20 protein-coding genes are annotated in these 26,097 nt (G+C 73.7%); 13 read left to right on the top strand and 7 right to left on the bottom strand.

What is annotated here, in order from left to right:
• Positions 1-2: 2 nt before the first annotated feature.
• From ccrA to D7M15_RS25105, 3 genes are all read right to left on the bottom strand, one after another.
• The gene (gene ccrA, locus D7M15_RS25095) at positions 3-1,409 is read right to left on the bottom strand and encodes a crotonyl-CoA carboxylase/reductase (protein WP_240649472.1); all 1,407 of its coding nucleotides are present in this window, start codon (positions 1,407-1,409) and stop codon (positions 3-5) included.
• 359 nt (positions 1,410-1,768) lie between these two features.
• Entirely contained in the window at positions 1,769-2,551 is a 783-nt protein-coding gene (locus D7M15_RS25100; protein WP_206337418.1) for a TetR family transcriptional regulator, read from the bottom strand.
• 122 nt (positions 2,552-2,673) lie between these two features.
• The gene (locus tag D7M15_RS25105) at positions 2,674-4,515 is read right to left on the bottom strand and encodes a 3-hydroxyacyl-CoA dehydrogenase (RefSeq protein ID WP_121519575.1); all 1,842 of its coding nucleotides are present in this window, start codon (positions 4,513-4,515) and stop codon (positions 2,674-2,676) included.
• Between the two features lie 584 nt (positions 4,516-5,099).
• Between D7M15_RS25105 and D7M15_RS25110 the strand changes: the two genes are divergently transcribed.
• On the top strand, positions 5,100-5,726 hold the full coding sequence (locus D7M15_RS25110; RefSeq protein WP_240649473.1) for a HEAT repeat domain-containing protein: 627 nt from the start codon (positions 5,100-5,102) through the stop codon (positions 5,724-5,726).
• 119 nt (positions 5,727-5,845) lie between these two features.
• Complete coding sequence (locus tag D7M15_RS25115) at positions 5,846-6,697, top strand: formyltransferase family protein (protein ID WP_121519576.1); 852 nt, start codon at positions 5,846-5,848, stop codon at positions 6,695-6,697.
• Between the two features lie 284 nt (positions 6,698-6,981).
• On the opposite strand, the gene D7M15_RS25120 is transcribed toward D7M15_RS25115, so the two are convergent.
• The 3 genes from D7M15_RS25120 to D7M15_RS25130 all read right to left on the bottom strand — a co-directional run bounded on the left by D7M15_RS25120 (position 6,982) and on the right by D7M15_RS25130 (position 8,745).
• Entirely contained in the window at positions 6,982-7,611 is a 630-nt protein-coding gene (locus D7M15_RS25120) for a DUF6879 family protein (protein ID WP_121519577.1), read from the bottom strand.
• Positions 7,604-7,876: a hypothetical protein gene (locus tag D7M15_RS25125; protein ID WP_121519578.1), complete on the bottom strand. Its 273-nt coding sequence runs from the start codon at positions 7,874-7,876 to the stop codon at positions 7,604-7,606. The genes D7M15_RS25120 and D7M15_RS25125 overlap by 8 nt, the downstream gene beginning before the upstream one ends.
• Positions 7,877-8,136: 260 nt before the next feature.
• On the bottom strand, positions 8,137-8,745 hold the full coding sequence (locus D7M15_RS25130) for a GNAT family N-acetyltransferase (protein WP_240649475.1): 609 nt from the start codon (positions 8,743-8,745) through the stop codon (positions 8,137-8,139).
• A 177-nt stretch (positions 8,746-8,922) separates the two neighbouring features.
• Between D7M15_RS25130 and D7M15_RS25135 the strand changes: the two genes are divergently transcribed.
• From D7M15_RS25135 to D7M15_RS25150, 4 genes are all read left to right on the top strand, one after another.
• Positions 8,923-10,515 carry a peptide chain release factor 3 gene (locus tag D7M15_RS25135; protein ID WP_121519579.1) on the top strand — a complete coding sequence of 531 codons (1,593 nt, stop codon included), beginning with the start codon at positions 8,923-8,925 and terminating at the stop codon, positions 10,513-10,515.
• 219 nt (positions 10,516-10,734) lie between these two features.
• Positions 10,735-11,244, top strand: a complete 510-nt coding sequence (locus D7M15_RS25140) for a pyridoxamine 5'-phosphate oxidase family protein (RefSeq protein ID WP_121519580.1) — start codon at positions 10,735-10,737, stop codon at positions 11,242-11,244.
• Between the two features lie 106 nt (positions 11,245-11,350).
• Positions 11,351-12,136, top strand: a complete 786-nt coding sequence (locus D7M15_RS25145) for a DUF2071 domain-containing protein (protein WP_121519581.1) — start codon at positions 11,351-11,353, stop codon at positions 12,134-12,136.
• 177 nt (positions 12,137-12,313) lie between these two features.
• Positions 12,314-13,129, top strand: coding sequence for an SAM-dependent methyltransferase (locus D7M15_RS25150; protein ID WP_121519582.1), 816 nt, complete (start codon positions 12,314-12,316; stop codon positions 13,127-13,129).
• A gap of 37 nt (positions 13,130-13,166) precedes the next feature.
• On the opposite strand, the gene D7M15_RS25155 is transcribed toward D7M15_RS25150, so the two are convergent.
• Positions 13,167-14,222 carry an Rv2578c family radical SAM protein gene (locus D7M15_RS25155; protein WP_121519583.1) on the bottom strand — a complete coding sequence of 352 codons (1,056 nt, stop codon included), beginning with the start codon at positions 14,220-14,222 and terminating at the stop codon, positions 13,167-13,169.
• A 170-nt stretch (positions 14,223-14,392) separates the two neighbouring features.
• On the opposite strand from D7M15_RS25155, the gene D7M15_RS25160 reads away from it, so the two are divergent.
• The 7 genes from D7M15_RS25160 to D7M15_RS25190 all read left to right on the top strand — a co-directional run bounded on the left by D7M15_RS25160 (position 14,393) and on the right by D7M15_RS25190 (position 26,011).
• Positions 14,393-14,839: an SRPBCC family protein gene (locus tag D7M15_RS25160; protein ID WP_121519584.1), complete on the top strand. Its 447-nt coding sequence runs from the start codon at positions 14,393-14,395 to the stop codon at positions 14,837-14,839.
• Between the two features lie 367 nt (positions 14,840-15,206).
• Positions 15,207-17,804, top strand: coding sequence for an MFS transporter (locus D7M15_RS25165; protein WP_240649476.1), 2,598 nt, complete (start codon positions 15,207-15,209; stop codon positions 17,802-17,804).
• 397 nt (positions 17,805-18,201) lie between these two features.
• The gene (locus tag D7M15_RS25170; protein WP_121519585.1) at positions 18,202-20,712 is read left to right on the top strand and encodes a SpoIIE family protein phosphatase; all 2,511 of its coding nucleotides are present in this window, start codon (positions 18,202-18,204) and stop codon (positions 20,710-20,712) included.
• Positions 20,713-20,774: 62 nt separating this feature from the next.
• Complete coding sequence (locus D7M15_RS25175; RefSeq protein ID WP_121519586.1) at positions 20,775-21,581, top strand: class I SAM-dependent methyltransferase; 807 nt, start codon at positions 20,775-20,777, stop codon at positions 21,579-21,581.
• 75 nt (positions 21,582-21,656) lie between these two features.
• Positions 21,657-22,493, top strand: a complete 837-nt coding sequence (locus tag D7M15_RS25180) for a M55 family metallopeptidase (RefSeq protein WP_121519587.1) — start codon at positions 21,657-21,659, stop codon at positions 22,491-22,493.
• Positions 22,486-23,817 (top strand): M20/M25/M40 family metallo-hydrolase, encoded by a 1,332-nt coding sequence (locus tag D7M15_RS25185; RefSeq protein ID WP_121519588.1) that lies wholly within the window; start codon positions 22,486-22,488, stop codon positions 23,815-23,817. Before D7M15_RS25180 ends, D7M15_RS25185 begins: the two co-directional genes overlap by 8 nt.
• Before the next feature lie 163 nt (positions 23,818-23,980).
• Entirely contained in the window at positions 23,981-26,011 is a 2,031-nt protein-coding gene (locus D7M15_RS25190) for a prolyl oligopeptidase family serine peptidase (RefSeq protein ID WP_121519589.1), read from the top strand.
• Positions 26,012-26,097 lie beyond the last annotated feature (86 nt).

Genomic DNA, 26,097 nt, shown 5'->3' on the forward strand with positions numbered 1-26,097 from the left:
GGTCACACGCTCCGGATGCTCTGGTCGTCGCGCCCGGCCGCCGTACCCGCGTCCGCCGTCGGCCCGTGCGGGGTGTCGTCGCGGAAGCGGTCGAGGGCGTCGGCGTGCCGGGCGCGCAGCTCCGGGTCGCGGACGCCGAGCCCCTCCTCCGGGGCCAGGGTGAGCACGCCGACCTTGCCCTGGTGGAGGTTGCGGTGCACGTCGTACGCCGCCTGACCGGTGTCCTCCAGCCGGTACGTCTTCGACAGCGTCGGATGGATCTTGCCCTTGGCGATGAGGCGGTTGGCCTCCCACGCCTCGCGGTAGTTGGCGAAGTGCGAGCCGACGATCCGCTTCAGCGACATCCACAGGTAGCGGTTGTCGTACTCGTGGCTGTAGCCCGAGGTGGAGGCGCAGGTGACGATGGTGCCGCCCTTGCGGGTGACGTACACGCTGGCGCCGAACGTCTCACGGCCCGGGTGCTCGAAGACGATGTCCACGTCCTCCCCGCCGGTCAGTTCGCGGATGTCCGAGCCGAACCGCTTCCACTCCTTGGGGTCCTGGTGGTGCTCGTCCTTCCAGAAGCGGTAGTCACGCGCGCTGCGGTCGATGATCGCCTCGGCGCCCATGCGGCGGCAGATGTCCGCCTTCTGCTCGCTGGACACGACGCAGATGGGGTTGGCGCCCCCGGCCAGCGCGAACTGCGTGGCGTAGCTGCCGAGCCCGCCGCTCGCGCCCCAGATCAGCACGTTGTCGCCCTGCTTCATGCCCGCGCCGTTGCGCGAGACCAGCTGCCGGTACGCGGTGGAGTTGACCAGTCCGGGCGAGGCCGCCTCCTCCCAGGAGAGGTGGCGGGGCTTGGGCATCAGCTGGTTGGTCTTGACGAGCGCGATCTCGGCGAGCCCGCCGAAGTTGGTCTCGAAGCCCCAGATCCGCTGCTCCGGGTCGAGCATCGTGTCGTTGTGCCCGTCGGAGCTCTCCAACTCGACGGAGAGGCAGTGCGCGACGACCTCGTCGCCTGGCTTCCACGAGTTGACGCCCGCGCCCGTACGCAGCACGACGCCCGCGAGGTCGGAGCCGATGACGTGGTACGGCAGGTCGTGGCGCTCGGCGAGCGGCGAGGTGCGCCCGTAGCGCTCCAGGAAGGCGAAGGTGGAGACCGGTTCGAAGATCGAGGTCCACACCGAGTTGTAGTTGACCGAGGAGGCCATCACGGCCACCAGGGCCTCGCCCGGCCCGAGTTCGGGCACCGGGACCTCGTCCAGGTGGAGCGACTCGCGCGGGTCCTTGTCCCTGCTGGCCCGCCCGTCGAACATCCCGGCCTCGTCCTTGTGCACGGTCACCGCGCGGTACGACCGGGGGAGGTCCAGGTGGGCGAAGTCTTCCGCTGTCGTGTCGGACGCGAGGATCGCGTCGAGGATGTTGTTCACGGTTGTGCCTCCGTCGTAGCGCGTGAGGGAGTACGCCTGAGGGACGTCTGTGCTGAGGCAGTGCCGTCGGCTGGCGGTTTCTGTCCTGTGCCGGAGCGGGTGGCTCCCGTGCTGCGCGCCGGTCGGGCGCGCGGTGTGCCTGTGACGCAGGCGTCCGGACGGGCACGGAGTGCGGCCGTGGGGACAGCGCCCGGACTGGCCTCACCGTATGACACCCAGTGCCGCGAGGCAAGACACTCGGTGCCAGCAATTTCTCTCGTATGGCACGCGCCGCGCACGGATGAGCGCGCGGCCCCGAGGGGGTCCGCGCGCTCATCCGCCTGCTGCCACCGTCCGGGCTGCCGCCCGGAACCCTCCGCTCAGTGCTTGCGGAGCGCCTCCTGGATGGAGCTCATGATGTCCGCCAACGGCGCGTCCGTACGGGCCACCGTCACCAGCACCTCGCCCCGCCGCTCCGTCTCCGCCGCACGCGAACGCCCGCCGTGCGCCGCCTGGTTGGCGCCGAAGCCGGTGCCGAAGGTCTCCCGTACGATCGCGAACGCGTGGTCCAGCTGAGCCTCCACGTCACCCACCGCGCCCCCGCGCAGCCAGCGCCGCAGCACGTGGTTGTGCGCGCTCACCACCGCCGACGCCGCGACCTCCGCGAGCAGCGGCTCGTCGAAGTCGCTGACGCCGTCGCCGTGCGCCGCCTCGTCGAAGTGCCCCAGCAGGTAACGCGTGAACAGCCGCTCGTAGCGCGCCACGGACGCGATCTCGCGCTCGCGGAGCGCCGGCACCTCACGGGTCAGCTTGTAGCGCTCCACACTCGCCCGCGGCGAGGAGGCGTACATCCGCATGACCTCCTTGATGCCACGGCACACCGTGTCCAACGGGTGCTCGTGCGCGGGCGCCGCCTCCAGCACGGCCTGGGCCCGTACGAGCGTCTCGTCGTGGTCCGGGAAGATCGCCTCTTCCTTGGAGCGGAAGTGCCGGAAGAACGTACGGCGCGCGACGCCCGCGCGGGCGGCGATCTCGTCGACCGTCGTCCCCTCGTACCCCTTCGTCGCGAACAGCTCCATCGCCGCCGCCGCCAGGTCCCGGCGCAGTTTCAGCCGTTGCGACGTGGCGGCGGGGGTACGGGAAGGCTTCACGGTCTCCGGCATGTGGTGCACGCTACACGTTGTGACCTGGCCTGTCGGCGGATCGTTCGCGCGCGGATCAAGGAGCCCGCCCCAGCCCGCGCCGGGTGTGCCCGGACCGTGCCAGGGTCCGGGCCGACCGTCCGTCACCGCCGCGCGTACTCGCGGAAACCCCGGCCCGTTTTGCGCCCCAGGCACCCCGCCGCGACCAGGTGTTCCAGCAGCGGCGCGGGGGCCAGACCGGGGTCGCGGAACTCCGTGTGCAGCCCCCGCTCGATCGCCAGCGACACGTCCAGGCCGACCACGTCGAGGAGTTCGAACGGGCCCATCGGGTAGCCGCCGCCGAGCTTCATCGCGGCGTCGATCTCGTCCAGCGAGGCGTAGTGCTCCTGGACCATCTTGACCGCGTTGTTGAGGTACGGGAACAGCAGCGCGTTCACGATGAAGCCCGCCCGGTCGCCGCAGTCCACGGGGTGCTTGCGCAGCGTGCCGCACACCTCCCGCACCGTCGCGTGCGCCTCGTCGGAGGTGAGGACCGTACGGACCACCTCGACGAGCCGCATCGCGGGCGCCGGGTTGAAGAAGTGCATGCCCACCACGTCGCGCGGTCGCGAGGTGGCCCGCGCGCACGCGACGACCGGCAGCGACGACGTGGTCGTGGCGAGCACCGCGCCGTCCCGGCAGATGCCGTCGAGGGCGGCGAACAGCTCCCGCTTCACGTCCAGTTGCTCCGCCACCGCCTCCACCGCCAGGTCCACGTCGGCGAGCGCCGTCAGCGTCCCCGACGTCGTCAGCCGGGCCAGCGCCGTGTCACGCGCCTCCGCCGTGAGCCGCCCCTTCGCCACCTGGCGGTCCAGCGACTTCGTCACGCGCCCCTTCGCCGCCCCGGCCTTCTCCGCGCTCCGCGCGGCCAGCACCACCGAATAGCCCGCCTTGACGAAGACCTCCGCGATCCCCGCCGCCATCGTGCCGGAGCCGACGACGCCGACGGAGCCGACCGTACGGGCCGCCGCCGTGCCGTCCGCCGGGTCGGGGGTCTCCGCGTCCGGGACGGTCTCGGCGCTGCCGGGGGCGGCGTACGTGTAGAAACCGCGCCCGGACTTGCGGCCGTTGAGGCCCGCGTCGCTCAACTGCCGCAGCACCGGGGCCGGTGCGTGCAGCCGGTCGTGCGACGAGGCGTACATCGCGTCCAGCACGGTGCGCGCGGTGTCGATGCCGATCAGGTCCAGCAGCGCGAGCGGGCCCATCGGCAGCCCGCAGCCCAGCCGCATGGCGGCGTCGATGTCCTCGCGGGTGGCGTACCGGGACTCGTACATCGCGGCGGCCTGGTTGAGGTAGCCGAACAGCAGCCCGTCAGCGACGAATCCGGGCCGGTCGCCGACGGCGATCGGGTCCTTGCCCAGCTCGCGGGCGAGCCGGGTGACGGCGGCGACCGCCTCCGGGGCGGTCAGCACCGACGAGACGACCTCGACGAGGCGCATCGCGGGCGCCGGGTTGAAGAAGTGCAGGCCCAGGACGCGTTCGGGCCGGTCGGAGTCGGCGGCGAGCCGCGTCACGGAGAGCGCGTTGGTGCCCGTGGCGAGGATCGTGCCCGGCTTGACGACCGCGTCCAGGGCGGCGAACACCTGGCACTTGGTGTCGTAGTCCTCCGGCACGACCTCGATCACCAGGTCCGCCTCGGCGGCGGCCCGCAGGTCGGGGAACGTACGGAACCGGGCGAGCGCGTCGCGCCTTTCGGCCTCCGTCAGCCGCTCGCGGCGCACCGCGCGCGCGGTCGACGTCTCCAGGGCGGTCACGGCCCGGCGTGCCGCGTCGGGGTCGGTGTCGATGCCGATCACCTCGCGTCCGGCGCGGGTGAGGACGTCGGCGATGCCGGTGCCCATCGTGCCGAGGCCGACGACGGCGACCGTGCCGAGCACGGGCGCGTCGGCGGAGGTTTCCGCGGGGGTCGCGGCGGGGGAGGGGGCGGTGAGGGAGGGACTGTCCATCACGGGACTCCAGAGGGTCGTGACACATGTCCCCGCGCGAAGGCGCGGCGGGGCGTGGCGGTTACGGGCGGGCCGCGCGAACGGGCGCGCGGCGCGGCTCAGTTGCGGGGCCGAACCAGTCCGCGGCCCTGTCCCGGGGCCGCGACCGACTGCGTGGTCGCCAGACCGACTGCACTCTCGGCGGCTGCGTCACCAAACCGCCTGAGCGGGGATACCGCTCTGATGAGCAGGCTAACCGGCCGGTAACAAGAACGCCAGAGGTACGCCGATGTGAGCTGTGCCGCTCCCCGTGATCGCCCGCGGGCACACCGGACGGCGGCGCGAACGGGATCGGCGGTGGAACGGAGGGAGCGGTACGGGCGTACGGGACGCCTCCCGGCGGGCGTGCGGGACGCGCCGGGCCCGTGGGAGGCGGGCGGCGCCGAGGTTCGGGGGAGATGTGGGTGAAGCGAGGTGTGGAGGGGGCGGGACTGTGAAGACGCCCGCAAGTGGGCGCGTGCGCTCCGCAATTGCCCGGAACAGGCCGTACCGATGCTCTGGACGCCGCTCCGATCTGCGGTTCAATGAAATGTGAAGGGGGCTTCATGGCGAGCGGTGGACGGACCCGACAGCAAGACGGAAGTGAATTCGCGGCGCTCCTGCGGCGGGTACGTGCCGAGGCGGTGACCCCGGAGGCGACGGCCGACTGCGCCGAGCTGGTCGCCCTCGCGCGCGACGGCGGCCCCGAGTCACGGGACACGCTGGCCGACGTACTGGCGGAGACCCAACGGCCCCTGTGGGCACGGGAGGTGGCCTCGTTCGCGCTCGGGTGCGCGGGGGACCGGAGGGCCTTCGAGACGCTGATCTTCCTGCTCAACTACCGCGACCCCGTACGCGGCGCGACCGCCGCCCACGCGCTCGTACGCCTCGGGGACCCGCGCACCGCGCGCGCGGCGGCGGCACTCGCCACGAACGAGCTGCGGACGGCGTACGCGCTGCACCCCGTACGGCTGCTGGTCGCGCTGCGCGCGCCCGAGTCCGTGCCGACCCTGGTCGGCGTCCTCTCCCGGCTGCTCGAACGGCCCGTACCGCACTGGCCCGTCGCGCTCGCCTGCGTCGAGGGGCTGGGCCGCATCGGGGACGCGCGCGCCCGCCCGGTCCTCCGCGAGGCCGCCAACCACCACCGCCTCCGCGCCGCCGCCCACGCGGCGCTGGCGCGCGCGGGCGGCTGACGCGCCGCGTCGCCGTCGCCGGTTCCGGTGTCGGCGCGGATTCCGCGTGACGGGTGAACTCCCTTCACCTGAAAGGGGGTTCGCGTGCCACGGCGCACGGCGGTGGCGATACTGGCGCCATGGCGAACGTGGCTGTCCTCTCCTACTCCGCCGACGGCTTCGCGGCCGTCCACGACGCGTGCGCGGCGCTCGGCCACGTACCCGTCGTGTACGCCCACTCCCGCTCCCTGCGGCCCCGGCGCCCCGCCCGCGCGCCGGGCGACGTGGCGGACATCGTGGCGGGCATCCCCGCCGGAACGGACCTGCTCCTCCCCGCCGACGCCGACGGTCTCACCCGCGCCCTCTCCGCGTACGACCTCGACCTGCTGATCTGCAACGGCTTCTCCTGGCGGCTCCCCCGCGCGCTGCTGGACCTCCCCCGGCACGGCGCGCTCAACGTGCACACGTCGCTGCTGCCCCGCCACCGCGGGCCCCTCCCGCTGCACTGGGCGATCCGCGACGGCGACCCCGAGACCGGCGTGACCGTGCACCGCATGGCGGAGACCTTCGACACCGGCCCCGTCCTCGCCCGCCGGGGCGGCGTCACACTGGCCGACGAGATCGACCCCGACGCCCTCTTCCGCGAACTGGCCGAGGTGACACGGGAGTTGCTGAAGGACGCGGTGCCGCGCGCGCTCGCCGGTGACCCGGGGGAGCCGCAGGACGAGTCCGCCGCGAGCTACGCGGGATGGATGGAGCGGGAGTTCTCCCTCGTCGACTGGTCCGCTCCCCGGCTCCGTACGCACCACCAGGTCCGTACGTTCCGCTTCGGCGTGCCCGGACCGCCGGGCCCGGTCGCACGCGTCGGCGGGGAGTGGCGCGCCCTGCTGCGGACCCGTACGGAGCCGGGGGCCGGTGTCCGCGTCGAGTGCGGCGACGGGCCGCTGTGGATCGTCGAGTCCGTGCCGACGGAGCCGCCCGACCACTGGTGACCGGCGCCGCCACGGCTGCCCCGCCACCCGGCCGTGCCCGCCGTCACGGCTCCCGCCGCTGCTCCGTCCGCTCCAGCACCCGCGCCCGCAGACTCCGCGCACGGTCGTCCGGGAACGCGGCGAGCGCCCGCGCCACGTCACGCGCGGAGCCCGACAGTTCCGCGCGGCTGTCGTGGCGGTGCGAGCCGCCCGGCGGGTGCGCGGCGCGGTGCCGGTCGTCGCCACCGTCACCGCTGTCACCGGTCTTGCCGCCGGTACGGGCGTCGGCCGGGCTGTCGGTGCCGCTAACGGTGGCACTCCAGGCGCGGCGGGGGCAGTGTGGCGATCTCGCGCCGGAAGTAGGAGGCGAGGTCCTCCCCACCGGCGTAGAGCCCGCTCACGTACCGGACGTACCGCTCGACGGCCTCCGGGTCCACGTGCCGCACGGCTCCCACCAGGACGCCACGGCTGTCGTACAGCACCCGGTAGAGCGTGTCCCGGCCGACGGAGACCAGCTCGGGGAGCGGCGCGCCCGCCTCCCGGTCCGCCACGTCCGCGGGGGTGACGACCCGGATCCGGTCGCCGTGCTCCGCCCGCAGCGCGAGGAGGTGCAACTCCCATTGCAGATAAGCCGTCAGGGGCTCCCCGACCACGCGCACACGGTGGAACACCGTCCCGTGGAGCGCGTTCTCCCGTGCCGCCTGCCGGAGGCCCGGACGTTCCTTTTCCATGAGGCGGAGGGATTCCGCCCAATCACCTCGCGCCGTGGCGTCCCAGCTGGCGAAACCCGGTTCCTCGAAGGACTGTTGCCGTTCCAGTTTCCAGGAATCCCCGCCGGAGAGCAGCCGTCTCCGGAAGTCGGCGCGATAAGTGGGCAGATCGAGTTCTTCCCCTGTCGCGGATTCCAGGAGATCGCGGATTTCGACGTCACGCATCAGGGATGTCCTTCTTCGCCGAGCGCATCATCCTGCCGGGAATGACGACGAGTCTCTCGTCGTCGGCGATCACCACGCCCTCGGGCAGGCGGGACGCGTACGAAGTGGTGAGATCGCGTCCGATGACGGCGACGTCGCCGTTGTTCTGCTCCCAGATGTCCGGGCAGCCGTCCTGCCCTCCGGTGCACTGGAGTTCCCTCGCCGACTTCCCCAGTCGACGGGCGAATAACGCCGAGGAATCCGCTTCCCAACCCCGTACTGCCATCCCCCACACCTCTCCCGGTCGCTACGGAGTGTAGGTGATCCGTGTCACATGGTGCAACCGTGAGGATGTCATGTACGGGCACTACCGGGAGGTTGTCCGAAAAGCTCCGGGAGCGTCTCTTCGCGGTGGTGAACAAAGCGTCCGGAGAGGGGAATCCGCGGTTATCCCGTGGAAGGTCGCGGAATTGGCGGGCGGGCGCCGTACGCGCGAACCCGTCCGCACCGGCGCGCGCCCCCTGGCCGTTCCCGCGCTGCCCTGCGTCAGCGGAGGCGGGGCCGTGCCTGCGGGGCGCTGGGCACGCCGCGGGAGTACGCGTCCCCGCGCGGGCGCTGCTCCGGCACCCGGTGCAGCCCGTGCACGTACCGCACCTCCGGTACGGCCGCCCCGTCCACCTCGTGCGTCGCCCGCGCCCCGTCCGGGGTCCAGCCCGCGCGCGCGTAGAAGCGCCGGGCGCGGGTGTTGCCCTCCACGACCCACAGCAAGAGGCGCGCGTAGCCGACGCGTTCGGCGCGTCCGAGCACCGCGCCCATCAGCGCGAGCCCGGTGCCGGTGCCGACACGTTCCGGCAGCAGGTACAGCGCGTACAACTCGCCGTCCGCCGCGCCTCCGGGGGGCGGGCCGTCGTCCGGCCGGTACGGGCCCAGCGCCGCCCAGCCGGTGACGTGTCCGGCGTCGTCCTCCGCGACCAGGTTCGTGATCACGCCGCGCGTGCGCGCGAACAGCGCCCTGCGCCGCCCCGCGTCGCGGTCCGGTGACAGGGCGTCCAGATACGCCTGCGGCATCAGTCCCGCGTACGCGTACTGCCAGCTCCGTACGCGCAGTGTGGCCACGGCGTCGATGTCGTCCTCGGCCATCTCCCGTATCCGCATGCGCGCGATGTTCGCACTCCGCGCGCGCGGAGTGCGAACCGGTATCCGTACGGGCCCCGTCCGTACGGTTCCGGTGCCCTCCGCCGGGCCGCCCGGGGGCGGTGCGGGGCCGGTGCGGAGGTACGGTTCCCGGATGAGTGCACAGCGGACGGACCAGACCGACGGGCGGCGGGCGCGGTGAGCGGGGACACGACGGAAGAGGCGGCCCGGCGGCGTACGTTCGCGGTGATCAGCCACCCCGACGCGGGCAAGTCGACGCTCACGGAGGCGCTGGCGCTGCACGCGCACGCCATCACCTCGGCGGGCGCGGTGCACGGCAAGTCCGGGCGGCGCGGAGTGTCCTCCGACTGGATGGAGATGGAGCAGGCGCGCGGCATCTCGGTCACGTCCGCGGTGCTCCAGTTCCCGCACCGGGGGCAGGTGATGAACCTGCTGGACACCCCCGGCCACGCCGACTTCTCCGAGGACACGTACCGCGTGCTCGCCGCCGTCGACTGCGCGGTGATGCTCGTCGACGCCGCCAAGGGGCTGGAGGAGCAGACGCGCAAGCTGTTCGACGTCTGCCGCCACCGCGGCGTCCCAGTGATCACCTTCATCAACAAGTGGGACCGGCCGGGCCGGGACGCGCTGGAGCTGCTGGACGAGATCGAGAGCGAGTTCCGGCTCAAGCCCACCCCGGTGACCTGGCCCGTGGGCGGACCGGGCCACATGCGCGGCCTGGTCGACGTACGCGACCCCGACCGCATGCTGCGCTACACGCGGGCACCCGGCGGCGCCAAGGAGGCCGTCGAGGAGGTGCTCGACGCGGCCGAGGCGGAGCAGGCCGTCGGCGCCGACTGGGAGCAGGCGGTCGAGGAACTGTCGCTGCTGCGGGAGACCGGCGGCACGTACGACCCGGAGTCGTTCCTGGCGGGCAAGTCCACCCCCGTCTTCTTCGGCGCGGCGATCTCCAACATCGGCGTACGGCTGCTGCTGGACGCCGTCGTCGACATGGCCCCCGCGCCCGGACCGCGCCCGCTGGCCGACGGCGGGGAACGGCCGCTGGACGCGCCGTTCTCCGGGCTGGTGTTCAAGGTGCAGGCGAACATGGACCGTTCGCACCGCGACCGCATCGCGTTCGTGCGGGTCTGCTCGGGCGTCTTCGAGCGCGGCATGACGGTGACCCGGGCCGCGACCGGCAAGCCGTTCGCCACCAAGTACGCGCACAGCGTCTTCGGGCAGGACCGCTCGTCGCTGGAGACCGCCTACCCGGGGGACGTCGTCGGACTGGTCAACGCCGGTGCCCTGCGCGTCGGCGACACCCTCTACGCGGAGCGGAAGGCGGTCTTCCCGGGGATGCCGACGTTCGCGCCGGAGCACTTCTCCGTGGTGCGCCCGGTCGACATCGGGCGCACGAAGCAGTTCCGCCGGGGCATCGCGCAGCTGGACGAGGAGGGCGTGGTCCAGGTGCTGGTCTCGGACCGGCGCGGGGAGCAGGCGCCGGTGCTGGCGGCGGTGGGACCGATGCAGTTCGACGTGGTGCAGCACCGGATGGAGAACGAGTTCACCGCGCCCGTACGGCTCGAACCGCTCCCGTACTCCGCCGCGCGGGCGACGGACGCGGTGGGCGCCGAGCAGCTGAACAAGTCGCGGCTGGTGCACGGCGAGGCGATGCACCGCGCGCGCGACGGGGTGTGGCTGGGGCTGTTCCCGAGCAAGTGGCACATCAGCTCGTTCGAGCGGGAGTTCCCGGACAGTCCGCTGGAGGCACTGATCGCGGCCCACGAGTAGCACGCGGGCCGCGAGTGGCCGCCGGGCGGGGGCGCCGCCCGGGTGCGGCGCGCTGTCGCCTGTCGTGAGTACGGATCCGGGAGCGGCCGGAAACTCATCGCTCCGCGCGCGGTGAAATGGCCCCCTGTCCGCGTGCGAAGTCGTCCACCGCGCGCGCGGAGCGCGATTTCCCGCGGATACCCGACAGGGGGTGTCCGTTTCGGGGGTGACGATGGCGCCATGACGACCAGTTGGGCCGACTTCGCCTCGGCCGCACCCGCGCACGCCGCACTCGTACGGAAGCGCTTCGGCGCGCACCGGCACCACGTACTGGCCACCCTGCGCGCCGACGGCTCGCCACGCGTCACCGGCCTGGAGGCGGACATCAGCGGCGGCGAACTGTGGCTCGGCATGATGCCCGGCTCCCGCAAGGCGCTCGACCTGCGGCGCGATCCCCGTTTCGCGCTGCACGCCAACCCCGGCGCGGGTACGGAGATGGAGGACGGCGACGTGCGGGTCGCGGGCCGGGCCGTGGAGGTGACCGACCCGGGAACGCTGGCGCGCTACGCGGACGCGGCGCCGGAGGGGGAGCGCCCGGAGGTCTTCCACCTGTTCCGCGCGGATCTGACGGAGGTGGTGCGCACGTACCTCGTGCTCCCCGACATGTGCCTCGACGTCTGGCGGCCGGGCGCCCCCCTGCGGACCCTCCGGCGGGGGAACGACGACGCCCCCGCGCGCGAGGACCCGTGACGGGGGTGTGAGCGGCGGGCTCCGACGGGAGCACGCGCGTGCCGGGCGGCGGAAGGGGAACGGACCCGGCGGTGGCCGTCCCCCGGCGCTCTGCGAGTCTGGCCCCGTGCCCCGCACACCACCGAGCCGTACGCCCCCGGGCGGGCCGCCGGAGCCCGTCACCGCCGATCCCCCCGGTGCCGTCGCCAGCCCGCTGCTCACGCAGTCCTGGCTCGATCTCGCCTTCCTGCACTGGGCGGTGGCGCCCGAGGACGTCGTGGGACTGCTCCCGCCGGACGCGGTGCCCGACACGTTCGACGGCGCGACGTACGTGGGGCTGGTCGCGTTCCGCATGCACCGCGTGGGGTGGCTGCGGCTCCCCGGTGTGCCGTACCTCGGCACCTTCCCCGAGACCAACGTCCGCCTCTACTCGGTCGACGCCCACGGTCGGCGCGGTGTGGTCTTCCGCTCCCTGGACGCCTCGCGCCTGGTGCCGGTGCTGATGGGCCGGACCGGTTTCGGGCTGCCGTACGTGTGGTCGCGGATGTCCGTGCGCGACGCGGGCGACACCGTCACGTACGCCAGCTCCCGGCGTTGGCCGGGACCGCGCGGCGCGCACTGCCGGATCACGGTGTGCAAAGGGGAACGGATCGCGGAGCCGACGGAGTTGGAGCACTTCCTGACTGCGCGCTGGGGCATGCACAGCGCGTTCCTCGGCCGCTCCCTCTACCTGCCGAACGTCCACCCGCGCTGGCCCCTGCACCGTGCCGCACTGGTCCGGTGCGACGAGGACCTGGTCGCGGCCGCGGGACTGCCCGCGCCCTCGGGGGAGCCGGTGAGCGTGCTGTACTCGCCCGGCGTCCCGGTGCGCTTCGGCCGCCCCGCGCGCCCCGCGGGTATCCCGACGTCCTGAGCCCGTGGCGGCCGTTCCCGCCAGCAACGGCATATGCCAACCCGTCGGAGTCCGTCGTGGCCGTCCCCGAAGCGTGCAAGCGTGGTCGCCCGCGCACCGCGCACCGCGTACCGAACAGCGCGTACCGCACGGCGCACCGCTCACCGCACAGCGACGAAGGACGATGAGGACCACCCGATGACGCAATCCGAGGACACACCGCCGCGCACCTCCACGGGAGCCCTCGACGTCTCCGTGCCGCACTCCGCCCGGATCTGGAACTACTGGCTGGGCGGCAAGGACAACTACGAGGTGGACCGCGTCGCGGGGGAGGCGTACAAGCAGGTCTACCCCGATATCGAGTACATGGCCCGCGCCGCCCGGGACTTCCTCACCCGCGCCGTCGCCCACCTGGCGGGCGAGGTGGGCGTACGCCAGTTCCTCGACATCGGCACCGGCCTGCCCGCGGCGGACAACACCCACCAGGTCGCCCTGCGCAGCTCGCCGGACTGCCGCGTGGTCTACGTCGACAACGACCCCATGGTCCTCACCCACGCCCGCGCGATCCTCACCGACCCGACCGGGGCCGGCACCCCGCGCGTGACCTACGTCGACGCCGACGTGCACGCACCGGAGCACATCCTCGAAACGGCGCGCCGCCACCTCGACTTCGAGCAGCCCGTCGCCCTGATGCTGATGGGCATCCTCGGGCACGTCGACAGCTACGACGAGGCCCGTTCCATCGTCGCCCGCCTCCTCGAACCCCTGCCGTCCGGCAGCTATCTGGTGCTCTACGAGAGCACCGACGGCGACGCCGAACTGCGGGACGCCCAGCAGGGCTACGACGACGGCGGCTCGATCCCGTACCGCCTGCGGAGCGTCGAGCAGATGACGCGGTACTTCGACGGCCTCGACCTCGTCGAGCCGGGGATCGCGTCCTGCTCGCACTGGCGCGCGCCGATCGCGCCGCCACGGGAGGCGATGACCTTCGGGGGAGTGGGCCGCAAGCCCTGACCGGCGGACCGGCCGTCCGGGGCGGGTGGCCCGGTCCTCAGAGCAGCGTCAACTGCTGCGCGTGCACGCCCTCGTCGGGCGCGTCGTCGTCCGTACCGCCCCCGCCCCCGCCGCCCCGCCCCGGGTGCCCCGGCGGCAGCCGGTGCGCGCCGGGGGAGGCGGGCCCGATGCCGTACTCGGTGGCCAGCTCGTGCACCTGTCCGGTGACGCGCCGCTGGTACCACTTCGGGGCGTACGCGCCGTCCGCGTACAGCGCCTCGTAGTGCCGTACGAGCCCCGGGTGGTGGCGGCCGAGCCACCGCGTGTACCACTCGCGCGCCCCCGGCCGCAGGTGCAGCGTCAGCGGTGTGACGGAGGTGGCCCCGGCGGCGGCCACGGCCCGTACGGTCGCGCGCAGTTGGGCCGGGGAGTCGCTGAGGAACGGGAGGACCGGGGCCATCAGGACGCCGCACGGTATGCCGTGCTCCGCGAGCGTGCGGACGACGTCCAGACGGCGCTCGGGGGCGGGCGTGCCCGGTTCGACGGAGCGCCACAGCTCCTCGTCGGTGAAGCCGACGGAGACGGAGACGCCGACGTCCGCGACGGCCGCGGCGGAGCGCAGCAGGGCCAGGTCGCGCAGGATCAGCGTGCCCTTGGTGAGGATCGAGAACGGGTTGGCGTGGTCGCGCAGCGCGGTGAGGATGCCGGGCATCAACGAATACCGGCCTTCCGCCCGTTGGTAGCAGTCGACGTTCGTGCCCATCGCGATGTGCTCGCCCTGCCAGCGGCGCGCGCCGAGTTCGCGGCGGAGCAGGGCGGGCGCGTTCACCTTGACGACGATCTGTGAGTCGAAGCCCGCCCCGGTGTCCAGGTCGAGGTAGCGGTGGGTGTTGCGCGCGAAGCAGTAGACGCACGCGTGCGTGCAGCCCCGGTACGGGTTGACGGTCCATTCGAACGGCATCCGGGAGGCCCCCGGCACCCGGTTCACGATCGAGCGCGCGCGGACCTCGTGGAAGGTGACGCCCCGGAACTCGGGGGTGTCGAACGTACGGGTGACGACCTCACTGCCGAAGAGCGCGGCCGGGCCGTCGCCGTTCAGGTTGTCCCAGCGCATGCGGTCCTCCTTGGTGGTCCCGGGTGGTCCGGACGATGCCGTGAATAGAACACCTGTTCCCATGCTAGCGGTCAACCCGGATTTTGGCGGGGGCGGCGCGGGTGGTTGGCTGGGCCCGGGTCGCCGGGGGCGAGCGCGACCGGACACAGGCGACGACCACAGGAGGAGCGATGGGGCAGGTCGAGGCGGCCACCCAGCGGGAGATCAAGGCGAAGCCGGAGGACGTCTTCGGCGCCCTGGCCGACTACGCCGGGACCCGGGGGAAGGTGCTGCCGCAGCACTTCAGCGAGTACGAGGTGCGCGAGGGCGGCGACGGCGAGGGCACCCTCGTCCACTGGAAGCTCCAGGCGACGAGCAAGAGGGTGCGCGACTGCCTCCTCGACGTCACGGAACCGGCCGACGGCGAACTCGTCGAGAAGGACCGCAACTCCTCGATGGTCACCACCTGGCGCGTCACCCCGGGCGCGGAGGCGGGCGCGTCGCGCGTCACCGTGACGACGGTGTGGGACGGCGCGGGCGGCATCGGCGGCTTCTTCGAGAAGACCTTCGCGCCCAAGGGCCTCGCGCGCATCCACGACGAGGTCCTCGCCAACCTGGCGGCCGAGACGGAGAAGTAGACCGGGCGGGTCCGTACGGCCGCGTAGGCCGCTGTACGGACCCGAACGGGCCTGACACGCAACGGAGTCGGGCGCGGGTCGGGGAACGCCGGGCGGTGGTGCGCCGGTGCCCCCGACGCCGTCCGGGTACTCCCCCCGAGTAGTCGTACGCTCACCGGATCGGGTGGTCTTCGCGGGGTCGGGGCGTACGCCGGTCGCGTCCGCCCCCGTCGCGAAAGCCCCTGATGAGCGCCCGACAGGAGCCCGGGGCAACGGAGTTGGGGCGGCGGAAGCGCCCCCTCCGGTGGCCCTGTCGCGACTTGCTGCCCCTTGTGGCTTGGTGCGAGAAATATGCGCACTTGGCGACTCGGGGCAGGGAGTGAATGTGATGGGCGGGACCACGCTGGAGAGCGCCAGCGACCCGGCGTGGCCCGCGGCCGTCGAGGTCACCCTGGAGATCCCCGACTACGGGACGCCCGCGCGCCGTACGGCCGGTGGCGCGGGCGCGGACCTCGGTACGGGCGCGGGCGCGGGCTTCTTCGCCGACGGCGGGGACGTCGTGGGCGACACCCACGGACCGCACGGCACGGGCGACGGCCCCGGGGGCCCGGCGCTGCGCGGCGGCGCGGCCGTACCGCCGCCGCGCGAACCGGCCGAGGCGTCACCGGCCGGGCTCAGCCCGCGCCGCGTGCGGGTCGTCGTCTTCGTCCTCATGCTCGCGATGCTGCTCGCCGCGCTGGAGCAGACGATCGTCGCCACCGCGCTCCCCGAGATCGTCGGTGACCTGCACGGCCTGGACCGGATGTCCTGGGCCGTCACCTCGTACCTGCTCGCCGCCACCATCGGGCTGCCCGTCTACGGGAAGCTGGGCGACCTCTTCGGGCGCAAGGGCGTCTTCCTCTTCGCGATCGTCGTCTTCGTCATCGGCTCCGGACTGGCGGGCTGGTCGCGGTCGATGAGCGAGCTGATCGCGTTCCGCGCCGTGCAGGGCGTCGGCGCGGGCGGCCTGATGATCGGCGTCCAGGCGATCATCGCGGACATCGTCCCGCCCCGTGCGCGCGCCCGCTACATGGGCGTGGTCGGCGCCGCGTTCGGGCTCGCGTCGGTCGCGGGACCGCTGCTCGGCGGCTGGTTCACGGACGAGATGTCCTGGCGCTGGTGCTTCTACGTCAACGTGCCCTTCGGCCTCGTCACCCTCGTCGTCACCGCCGTCGTGCTCAAGCTCCCCGCCCCCGGCGGCCGTCCGCGCCTCGACGTGCTCGGCGCGCTGCTGCTCGCCGCGTTCTCCACCTGCCTGGTGCTGCTGACCAGTTGGGGCGGCACCGAGTACGACTGGGACGACCCGGTCGTCCTCGGCCTCGGCGCGGGGGCGGTCGCCAGCGGCGTGCTGTTCTTCGTCGCGGAGCACTTCGCGCGCGAACCGGTCATCCCGCTGCGGCTGTTCCGCGACTCCGTCTTCAACCTCACCGGGCTGATCGGCGCCGTCGTCGGCGTCGCCCTCTTCGGCGCCGCCAGCTACCTGCCGAGCTACCTCCAGATGGTCGACGGCGCCAGCGCCACCGAGTCGGGGCTGCTCATGCTCCCGATGATGGGCGGGCTCGTCGTTGCCTCCATGGTCTCCGGCCAACTCATCTCGCGCAGCGGCCGCTACCGCCTCTGGCCGATCCTCGGCTGCGCCCTGTCGGCTGCGGGCATGTGGCTGCTGTCCGGGCTGGAGGCGGACACCAGCCGCACCACGTACAGCGTCTGGATGGCGGTCCTCGGCCTCGGTGTCGGCTGCGTGCTGCCGGTGCTGATCCTCGCCGTGCAGAACTCCGTACCGGTCGCCGACCTCGGCACGGCCACCAGCGCCAACAACTACTTCCGCCAGATCGGCGGCAGCGTCGGCGCCGCCGTCTTCGGCACCCTCTTCACCCACCGCCTCGCGGATGCCCTCGCACGCGAACTGCCGCGCGACGCCCAGGAGTCGGGCGGCGCTGCGGGCGCGGAGCTGCCCGACCCGGAGGCGCTCACCCCGGCGCTGGTGCACGCGCTGCCGGACCCGCTGCGCGAGGCGTACGTGCTGGCGTACGCGGACGCGATGCCGCGCATCTTCCTGTACCTCGTGCCGGTGCTCGTCCTCGGGCTCCTGCTCGCCTTCCTGCTCAAGGAGAAACCACTGGTGTCCCAGACCACCCCCGTGCCCGAGGCCCGTTCCGGAGTCGACCCGCTCACGGCCCCGTACGGCGCCGGAGTGCCCGTCTGCGGCACCGTGCAGCACCACGACGGCACGACGGTGCCGCGCGCCGCGCTGACCCTCATCGACACCGGGGGACGGCAGGTCGGGCGCGGCGCGACGGGGGACGACGGCCGGTACGCGCTCGGTACGCCGGGCCCCGGGGCGTACGTCCTGATCGCCGCGGCGGGCGGGCACCAGCCGCAGGCCGTCAGCGTGACCGTCGCGGAACGCCCCGTCGAGCTGGACCTGGTGCTCGGCGGCGCGGGCCGTCTGGCGGGCTGCGTGCAGACCGCGGACGGTACGCCGGTGCGCGACGCGGCGGTGACCCTGACCGACGTGCGGGGCGAGGTCGTCGCCTCGACCCGCAGCGGGTCGGACGGCACGTACGTGCTCGGTGAACTCGTCGCGGGCGAGTACACGTTGGCGGCCAGCGCGCCCGCCTACCGCCCCTCGGCGCAGCCGGTGACCGTGCACGCCGCGCGGGAGACGCGGCTCGACGTCGAGCTGGCGGGCGGCGCGGTGCTGCGTGGCACCGTCCGCGCGCGCGGCGGCCGCCCGGTCGAGGACGCGCGGGTGACGCTGCTCGACGCTGCGGGCAACGTGGTGGACACCGCGACCACGGAGGCGGACGGCAACTTCCGCTTCGTGGACCTGTCCTCCGGCGAGTACACGGTGATCGCCGCGGGCTACCCGCCGGTCGCCACGGTGCTGCACATCGCGGGCGGCGGCCGTACGGAGCGGGACCTCCAACTCGGCCACGAGGACTGACCTCCCGGCCGCTCGCGCCGACCTCCGACCGGGTGCCGCCGGTGTCCGGCCGTGCCCCGTCAACCCCCCTCGCCCGGGGCGTCCGCAGCCTGCCGCGGACGCCCCGGGCACACGTCTGCCTCCCCGCCCGCCACGCCGTCCGCCCCGCGTGCGCCCCTCTCCGCGCGCCCCCCAGCGGGCCGCCGACCTCGGCCGTACCCCGGTCCGTACGTGCCGCCGCCGGTTCTCCTGGGGCGCAGGGGGCGCACGGGGCGCTCCGGCGCACCACCTCTTCGGGCGATGCCCCACGTACCGCGGCGCGTCGCCGTACGGTGGACCCTCATCGCGGGTGGGGAGAACCGCGCCTCGTGACTCCTGCCTCCCGGCTCCGAACGGGGGGCCCTCCGGAGAGGTTTCGATGGAACGCGCACGCGCAGGACAGCACGCACAGGACAGGACGGACCCGACCGCCGACGAACCCGGGCGGTTACCGCTCGCCGTCGCCGTGATCGACGGGGAGGGACGCGTCTCCCACTGGAGCACCGGGGCGCGCAGACTCTTCGGCGTGACCCGCGAGGACGCGGTCGGGGCGCCCGCGGACGAACTGATGCCGGTCTCGGGGGCGTTCGGGGCACTCTCGTACGCCGTGGCGGGGCGGGCCCACGTCAGCGAGCCGGGCAGCGGGTCCGGCGACGTGCTGTGGTGGGCGTACCCGCTGGTCGGGAAGGGGCCCGAGCGGATACTCGTCCTCGCGGCGGACACGGCGCGGCTGCGGACGCGCGCGGGCGGCGCGAGACCCGACGGAACGGACGCGGACGAGGGCCCGGTCACGGGAGGGAGCACGGGCGGCGGGGACGCCGCCGGGCACGAGCGGGTCGCCCCCGGCTTCGCGCTGCACACCGACTTCCCCGACTCGGCCGCGCTGGCCGCCCGCCTCCCCGAGATCCTGCCCAGCATGAGCACGCGCGACAGCGCGCGCATCGCGGCACAGGTACTCGAACTCGGCTACCCCGTACTGGACATCAGCCGCCACGAACGCGTCCCCCTCACCCCCGACTGGGGCGTTCCCCGCCGCGTCGAACGCCGCGCCCGGCAGCGACGCGCCGTCGCGCCCGCGGCGACCGAAGCGGCCGGGAGCGAGCTCGCCGGGACCGGGACCGCCCGGACCGAATCCGCCTCCGCGCGCGCGGCGGAGGAGAAACCGGTGTCCGACCTCGAACACGCCGCCGTACGCGAGCGCCTGGAGTTCCTCAACGAGGTCAGCGGAGCCATCGGCACCTCCCTCGACCTGGCGCGCACCATCGAGGAGGTCAGCCGGGCCGTGGTGCCGCGCTTCACCGACGTCGCGGGCACGTACCTGCGCGAACAGGTCGTCGCGGGCGAGGGCTTCCCGGACGGCCCGCCCGACACCACCACCCCGTGGCACCGGGTGGCGCTGGAGCACATGGACGAGCCGGGCCGCTGGGACGACGTCGTGCCGGTGGGCGAGTCGATGCCGTTCCCCGCGCACACGCCGTTCTTCCGGTGCATGACCACCGGCGAGCCCGTCCTCGTGCCGCGCATCAGCGAGGAGGCGGGCCACGCCATCGCCGCGCAGTTCGAGAAGCGCGACATCAGCCCGCTGATCACCCACCGTTCGATGCTCGTCGTGCCCCTCAAGGCGCGGAACGTGGTGCTGGGCTTCATGATCCTGCTGCGCCACCGGGAACGCGCCGAGTTCAACGACATGGACCGCGTCACCGGCGCCGAACTCGCCGCCCGCGCCGGGCTCGTGCTCGACAACGCCCGTATGTACACGCACCAGGAGCACGTGGCCGAGACGCTCCAGGACAGCATGCTGCCGCGGGTCGCGCCCCGCACGCCGGGCTGTGACACCGCCACCCGCTACCTGCCGGGCACGTGGCTGGGCCGGGTCGGCGGCGACTGGTTCGACACCGTCAAGCTGCCCGGTTCCCGTACGGCACTCGTGGTCGGCGACGTGATGGGCCACGGCCTGAACTCGGCGGCCATGATGGGCCAGTTGCGTACGGCCGTGCAGACGATGGCCGTACTCGAACTGCCGCCCGCGCAGCTGCTCCGCAATCTCGACGACCTCGCCCAACGCCTCGGCGACGGCTACCTCGCCACCTGCCTGTACGCCGTCTACGACCCCGTCGCCAACGAGCTGCGCATCGCCAACGCCGGTCACGTGCCGCCCGTGCTCGTCCGCGCCGAGTGCGGCACCGGTGAGCTGCTGGACCTGCCCACGGGGGTGCCGATCGGGGTCGGCTCGGTGCCGTTCGAGACGGTGACCGTACCCGTGGCGCCGGGCGACCGGCTCGTGCTGTGCACCGACGGGCTGGTCGAGATGCGCGGCGCCGACATCGCGGAGGGGCTCGCCGCGCTCTGCGAGTCCGCGGCGCACCCGGCCGCCTCCATGGACGACGCCTGCGACACGATCATCCGCGAGCTGGCCCGCCGTACGTCCACGCCGCTGGACGGCCGCAAGGACGACGTGGCGCTGCTGATGGCCCGGCTGAACGGCATCGGGGAACAGGACGTCGCCACCTGGTCGTTCGACGCGCGGCCCCGCGAGGTGCGCGGCGCCCGCGCCCGTACGCGCGCGCAGCTCACCCGGTGGGCGCTGCCGGAGGAGGCGGTGGACACCACGGAGCTGCTGGTCAGCGAGCTGGTGACGAACGCCGTACGGCACGCGCGGGGGGACCGCGTCCAGGTGCGGCTGGTGCGTTCGGCGTCGCTCCAGTGCGAGGTGTCCGACGAGGACCACGCCCCGCCGGTGCTGCGGGAGTCCGGCGGCGAGGACGACGCCGAGGGTGGTGGGCCGGGCCGCGGGCTGCGGGTGGTGGCGCGGCTCGCACGGGAGTGGGGGACGAGCCGTACGCCGGACGGCAAGACGGTCTGGTTCGAACAGGCGCTCCCGACTGGGTGAGCGCGGGGGCGGGTATGTAGACGTACACACGTTCCGCGTACGCCGACAGACGGGAGACCCGTATGCACCCGAACCCGGTGAACGACCCGAACCTCTCGGAGGACGACCCGGTGCTCAGCCTCGCCAGCCGCGCGGGGCAGACGCCGAACGCCCTGGCGTGGGAGAACTTCTGGCGGGACGCGCCGCCGGAGGAGCACACGGTGTTCTGGGACGCGCCGCAGGAACGCACCGGCGCCGTCCATCTGCCGCTCCTCGCGCCGTACTTCGGCGGCGGGCGCCCGGTGGTGGACGTCGGGTGCGGGAACGGTTCGGTGACGCGCTTCCTCGCCGGTCACTACGGGCGGGTGATCGGCGTGGACGTGTCGGCGGAGGCCGTGTCGCGGGCGCGCGACGCGGCCAGCGGCGACGAGGGCGCGGGCACCGCGCTGGCGTTCCGGCAGCTGGACGCGACGGACATCGAGGCGGTGGGCGGGCTCCGTACGGAACTGGCGGGAGACGCCGACGTGTACGTACGCGGGGTGCTGCACCAGTGCTCGCCGGGCGACCGCCCGCGTCTCGCGGCGTCGGTGGCGGCGCTGGTGGGGGAGCGGGGACGGGTCTTCGTGGTGGAGCCCGCGGCGGAGGGCGGCGCGGCGCTGACCGCGCTGAGCCAGCGCGCGGAGGGACCGCCGTCGGCGCTCGCGGCCGTCCTCGCGCACGGCATACGGCCGATGGAGATGCCGGACGAGTCGCTGCCCGCGCTGTTCGGCACGGCCGGTCTGGACGTCCTGGCGCGGGGTGCCGTGCCGCTCGCCCTGACGGTCGTCGGACCGGACGGGGAGTCGGCCGAAGTCGCGTCGAACTGGCTGGTCGCGGGGCGGAACGGGTGACCGCGAGTGGTCTGGACCACGGGAGTTTTCCACAGGGGTTTTGCCGTGATTGGTGACCGCGTAACGTGACGCGACATGAGCAAGATCCTGATCTCCGCGGACATGGAGGGCGCCACGGGTGTCACCTGGCCCGCCGACGTGCTGCCAGGGACACCGCAGTGGGAGCGCTGCCGCCCGATGTTCACCTCCGACGTCAACGCGGCGATCGTCGGCTTCCTCGCCGGAGGGGCCGACGAGGTGCTGGTCAACGAGGCGCACTGGTCCATGCGCAACCTGCTGCTGGAGCAGTTGGACGACCGGGCGCAGATGCTGACCGGGCGGCACAAGTCGTTGAGCATGGTCGAGGGCGTGCAGCACGGCGACGTGGACGGCATCGCCTTCGTGGGTTACCACACGGGGGCGGGCAGCGAGGGCGTCCTCGCCCACACCTATCTGGCCAACTCCCTGACGGGCGTGTGGGTGGATGGCGTGCGCGCCAGCGAGGGCCTGCTCAACTCCCTGGTCGTCGCGGAGTACGGGGTGCCGGTGGTGCTCGTCACCGGTGACGACCTCGCGTGCGAGGACGCCAAGGGGTACGCGCCCGCGGCCCGTACGGTCGCCGTCAAGGACCACGTCTCGCGGTACGCGGCGGTGTGCCGCACCCCCGCCCGTACCGCCCGGGACATCACCGCGGCCGCCCGCGACGCCGCCGCGCTCGCGGTGCGGCACGAGCCGGTGGCGCGCGGACCGCACGAGGTGGAGATCGAGTTCGACGCCGAGCACCTGGTGGGCGCGGCCACCGTGGTGCCCGGGGTGGAGCGCACCGGCGAGCGCCGCGTGGCGTACACCTCTCCGACGATGTACGAAGGCATCCGGTGCTTCAAGGCGGTCACGACCGTCGTCTCGTCCGCGGTGGAGGAGCAGTATGGCTGACGCGCACATCGACCGGCAGGCCCTGGACGAGGTCGTCACCTTCACCTCGGACCTGATCCGCATGGACACCACCAACAAGGGCGGTGGCGACGGCGTCGAGCGGCAGGCCGCCGAGTACGTCGCGGAGCGCCTCGCCGACGTCGGCCTGGAGCCGACCCTGCTGGAGAAGGCACCGGACCGTACGAACGTGGTGGCGCGCGTCGAGGGCACCGACCCGTCGGCGCCCGCGCTGCTGCTGCACGGCCACCTCGACGTGGTGCCCGCCGAGCCCGCCGACTGGACCGTGCACCCCTTCTCCGGGGAGATCCGCGACGGCGTCGTCTGGGGCCGAGGCGCCATCGACATGAAGAACGCCGACGCGATGGCGCTGGCCGTCGTACGCGCGTGGGCGCGGGCGGGCGTCCGACCCCGCCGGGACGTCGTGCTGGCCTTCACAGCCGACGAGGAGGACAGCGCCGCGTACGGCTCGGGCTTCCTCACCGAGCGGCACCCCGAGCTGTTCGAGGGCTGCACCGAGGGGATCAGCGAGTCCGGCGCGTTCACCTTCCACGCGGACGGCGGCCTCCGCCTCTACCCCGTCGCCGCGGGTGAACGCGGCACGGGCTGGCTGAAGCTGACGGCCACGGGCCGCGCGGGCCACGGATCGAAGGTCAACCGCGCGAACGCCGTCAGCAGGCTCGCCGCCGCCGTCACCCGGATCGGCGAGCACGAGTGGCCGGTCCGGCTCACCCCGACCGTACGGGCCGCGCTGACGGAGCTGGCCCGGCTGCACGGCCTGGACGGGCCGGGGCCGGACGCCACGGACGCGGACGTGGACGGCCTGCTGACGAAACTCGGTCCCGCCGCGAAGCTCGTCGAGCCGACCGTGCGCAACAGCTCCAACCCGACGATCCTGGAGGCGGGTTACAAGCTCAACGTCATCCCGGGCAGCGCCACGGGCTACGTGGACGGCCGGATGCTGCCGGGCGCCGAGGACGAGTTCCGGGCCACGCTGGACGAGCTGACCGGGCCCGACGTCGACTGGGAGTTCCACCACCGGGAGGTGCCGCTCCAGGCACCCGTGGACTCCCCGACGTTCGCGACGCTGTGCGAGTCGCTGGAGCACTTCGACCCGGGCGCGCACGCCGTGCCGTACTGCATGTCGGGCGGCACCGACGCCAAGCAGTTCTCCCGGCTGGGCATCGAGGGGTACGGCTTCACGCCTCTGCGGCTCCCGCCCGGCTTCGACTACCAGGCGTTGTTCCACGGCGTGGACGAACGGGTGCCGGTGGACGCCCTGCACTTCGGCGTGCGCGTGCTCGACCGGGCGCTGCTCGCGCTGTAGCCGGAGGCGGGGCGGCCGCCGCCCGGCCACGTGCCCCGCCTCCGCCACCCGGCACCGTCCGCCTCCGCCCCCAGACCCTGCCCCCGTGACCCGCTCCCGTACCGCCGGGGACGGCACCGACCCCGCCCCGCCCGCACCAGACACCCCTGGAGACTGACTGCACATGGCGACCACCCGTGCTGAGACCGGCCAGGCCCCGTACGGCAGTTGGCCGTCCCCGATCGACGCGGCACTCGTGGCCGCGCGGGACGGCCGCCCCGAGTTCCTCGACGCGGTCGGCGACGAAGTGTGGTGGACGGAGCCCCGCCCGGAGGAGGGCGGGCGGCGCGCCCTGATGCGCCTCGGCGCGGATCGCTCCGCCCCGGCGGAGTCGGTGCTGCCGCCACCGTGGAACGTGCGCAACCGCTACATCGAGTACGGCGGCACCCCCTGGGCGGGCGCACCGCGCGCCGAGGGCGGCCCGCTCGTGGTGTTCACCCACTTCGACGACCAGCGGCTGTACGCCTTCGCCCCCGACGACCCGGCGACCCCGCCCTGGCCGCTCACCCCCGTCTCCGCCGTCGGCGGCGGCCTCCGCTGGTGCGACCCGGTGCTGCGCCCGTCGCTCGGCGTGGTGGTCTGCGTGCTGGAGGAGTTCACCGGCGAGGGCCAGACCGACCTCCGGCGGCTGCCCGTCTCCGTCCCGCTCGACGGCTCCGCCGCCGAAGACCGCACCCGCGTCGTCGAACTCACCGGCGCCACTCACCGGTTCGTCACCGGCCCGCGCTTCTCCCCGGACGGACGGCAGGCCGCCTGGCTCGCCTGGGACCACCCGTCGATGCCCTGGGACGGTTCCCTGCTCCGGCTCGCCCGGGTCACCGCGGACGGCGCGTTCACCGACGTCCGCACGGTCGCGGGCGGCCCCGACGAGTCCGTGGCGCAGGTCGAGTGGGCGGCCGACGGCTCGCTGCTGTTCGCCACGGACCGTACGGGCTGGTGGAACGTGCACCGGCTGGACCCGGCGAGCGGCGAGCCGGTCAACCTCTGCCCGCGTGGGGAGGAGTTCGCCGGGGGCCTGTGGAAGGTCGGCCAGCGCTGGTTCGCGCCCCTGCCCAGCGGACTGGTCGCCGTCGTCCACGGGCTCGGAGAGATGGTGCTCGGCATCCTCGACCCGGCCACCGGCGAGCTGGTGGACGCCGCCGGGCCGTGGACCGAGTGGGCGCCCGCGCTGGGCGTGTGCGGCACGCGGGTCACGGGGGTCGCGACCGGTACCCGCAGCGCGTTCGAGGTAGTGGAGCTGGACACCGGGACCGGGCACACCCGCGTCGTCGGCGCCGCCCACCGGGACCCGGTGGACCCGGCGTACTACCCGGAGCCGCAGATCCGCACCTTCTCCGGCCCCGGCGGCCGTGACGTCCACGCGCACGTGTACCCGCCGCACCACCCCGACCTCACCGCCCCCGAGGGCACCCTCCCGCCGTACGTGGTGTGGGTGCACGGCGGGCCCAACAGCCGGGCGCCGCTGGTCCTGGACCTGGAGATCGCGTACTTCACCTCGCGGGGCATCGGCGTCGCGGAGGTCAACTACGGCGGCTCGACGGGCTACGGCCGGGAGTACCGCAACCGGCTGCGCGAGCAGTGGGGCGTGGTGGACGTCGACGACTGCGCCGCGGTCGCGCTCGCGCTGGCCGACGAGGGCGTCGCGGACCGCTCCCGGCTCGCGATCCGCGGCGGCAGCGCCGGTGGTTGGACGGGCGCGGCCTCGATCACCTCGCCCGCCGCCGAGGGCGTCTACGCCTGCGCCACCATCCTCTACCCGATCCTCGACCTGGAGGGCTGGGCGGAGGGCGAGACCCACGACTTCGAGTCGCAGTACCTGGAGTCGCTGATCGGGCCGCTCGCCGACACCCGCGCGCGCTACCGCGACCGTTCCCCGTCCCGGCGCGCGGACCGGGTCGACGCCCCGTTCCTGCTGATGGCGGGGCTGGACGACGTGATCTGCCCGCCCGTGCAGTGCGACCGCTTCGTGGCGGAGGTACGGGAGCGGGCGGCGGGAGCGGCGGTCGGCCACGCGTACCTCACGTTCGAGGGCGAGGGGCACGGCTTCCGGCGGGCGGACACCATCATCCGCGCGGTCGAGTCCGAACTGGCCCTCTACATCGACACGTTCGGGCTGGACCGGGACGACGTGCCCCCGCTGGAGCTGCACGGGTGACCGGGCCGGAGCGGGGACAGGGGTAGGGGCGGCGCCAGGCCCCGGAGCCCGCCGGGGAGGCACCCGGTGCCGTCGCGCCGCGCGGT

The sequence above is a fragment of the Streptomyces sp. Z26 genome, assembly GCF_003665095.1.
Lineage (GTDB): Bacteria > Actinomycetota > Actinomycetes > Streptomycetales > Streptomycetaceae > Streptomyces > Streptomyces phytohabitans.

Excerpts from the sequence above, each read along its gene's own strand:
- D7M15_RS25100 (WP_206337418.1), bottom strand. The coding sequence starts at position 2,551 with ATGCCGGAGACCGTGAAGCCTTCCCGTACCCCCGCCGCCACGTCGCAA.
- D7M15_RS25105 (WP_121519575.1), bottom strand. The coding sequence starts at position 4,515 with ATGGACAGTCCCTCCCTCACCGCCCCCTCCCCCGCCGCGACCCCCGCG.
- D7M15_RS25110 (WP_240649473.1), top strand. The coding sequence starts at position 5,100 with ATGGCGAGCGGTGGACGGACCCGACAGCAAGACGGAAGTGAATTCGCG.
- D7M15_RS25115 (WP_121519576.1), top strand. The coding sequence starts at position 5,846 with ATGGCGAACGTGGCTGTCCTCTCCTACTCCGCCGACGGCTTCGCGGCC.
- D7M15_RS25120 (WP_121519577.1), bottom strand. The coding sequence starts at position 7,611 with ATGCGTGACGTCGAAATCCGCGATCTCCTGGAATCCGCGACAGGGGAA.
- D7M15_RS25125 (WP_121519578.1), bottom strand. The coding sequence starts at position 7,876 with ATGGCAGTACGGGGTTGGGAAGCGGATTCCTCGGCGTTATTCGCCCGT.
- D7M15_RS25130 (WP_240649475.1), bottom strand. The coding sequence starts at position 8,745 with ATGCGGATACGGGAGATGGCCGAGGACGACATCGACGCCGTGGCCACA.
- D7M15_RS25140 (WP_121519580.1), top strand. The coding sequence starts at position 10,735 with ATGACGACCAGTTGGGCCGACTTCGCCTCGGCCGCACCCGCGCACGCC.
- D7M15_RS25150 (WP_121519582.1), top strand. The coding sequence starts at position 12,314 with ATGACGCAATCCGAGGACACACCGCCGCGCACCTCCACGGGAGCCCTC.
- D7M15_RS25155 (WP_121519583.1), bottom strand. The coding sequence starts at position 14,222 with ATGCGCTGGGACAACCTGAACGGCGACGGCCCGGCCGCGCTCTTCGGC.
- D7M15_RS25160 (WP_121519584.1), top strand. The coding sequence starts at position 14,393 with ATGGGGCAGGTCGAGGCGGCCACCCAGCGGGAGATCAAGGCGAAGCCG.
- D7M15_RS25165 (WP_240649476.1), top strand. The coding sequence starts at position 15,207 with ATGGGCGGGACCACGCTGGAGAGCGCCAGCGACCCGGCGTGGCCCGCG.
- D7M15_RS25170 (WP_121519585.1), top strand. The coding sequence starts at position 18,202 with ATGGAACGCGCACGCGCAGGACAGCACGCACAGGACAGGACGGACCCG.
- D7M15_RS25175 (WP_121519586.1), top strand. The coding sequence starts at position 20,775 with ATGCACCCGAACCCGGTGAACGACCCGAACCTCTCGGAGGACGACCCG.
- D7M15_RS25180 (WP_121519587.1), top strand. The coding sequence starts at position 21,657 with ATGAGCAAGATCCTGATCTCCGCGGACATGGAGGGCGCCACGGGTGTC.
- D7M15_RS25185 (WP_121519588.1), top strand. The coding sequence starts at position 22,486 with ATGGCTGACGCGCACATCGACCGGCAGGCCCTGGACGAGGTCGTCACC.
- D7M15_RS25190 (WP_121519589.1), top strand. The coding sequence starts at position 23,981 with ATGGCGACCACCCGTGCTGAGACCGGCCAGGCCCCGTACGGCAGTTGG.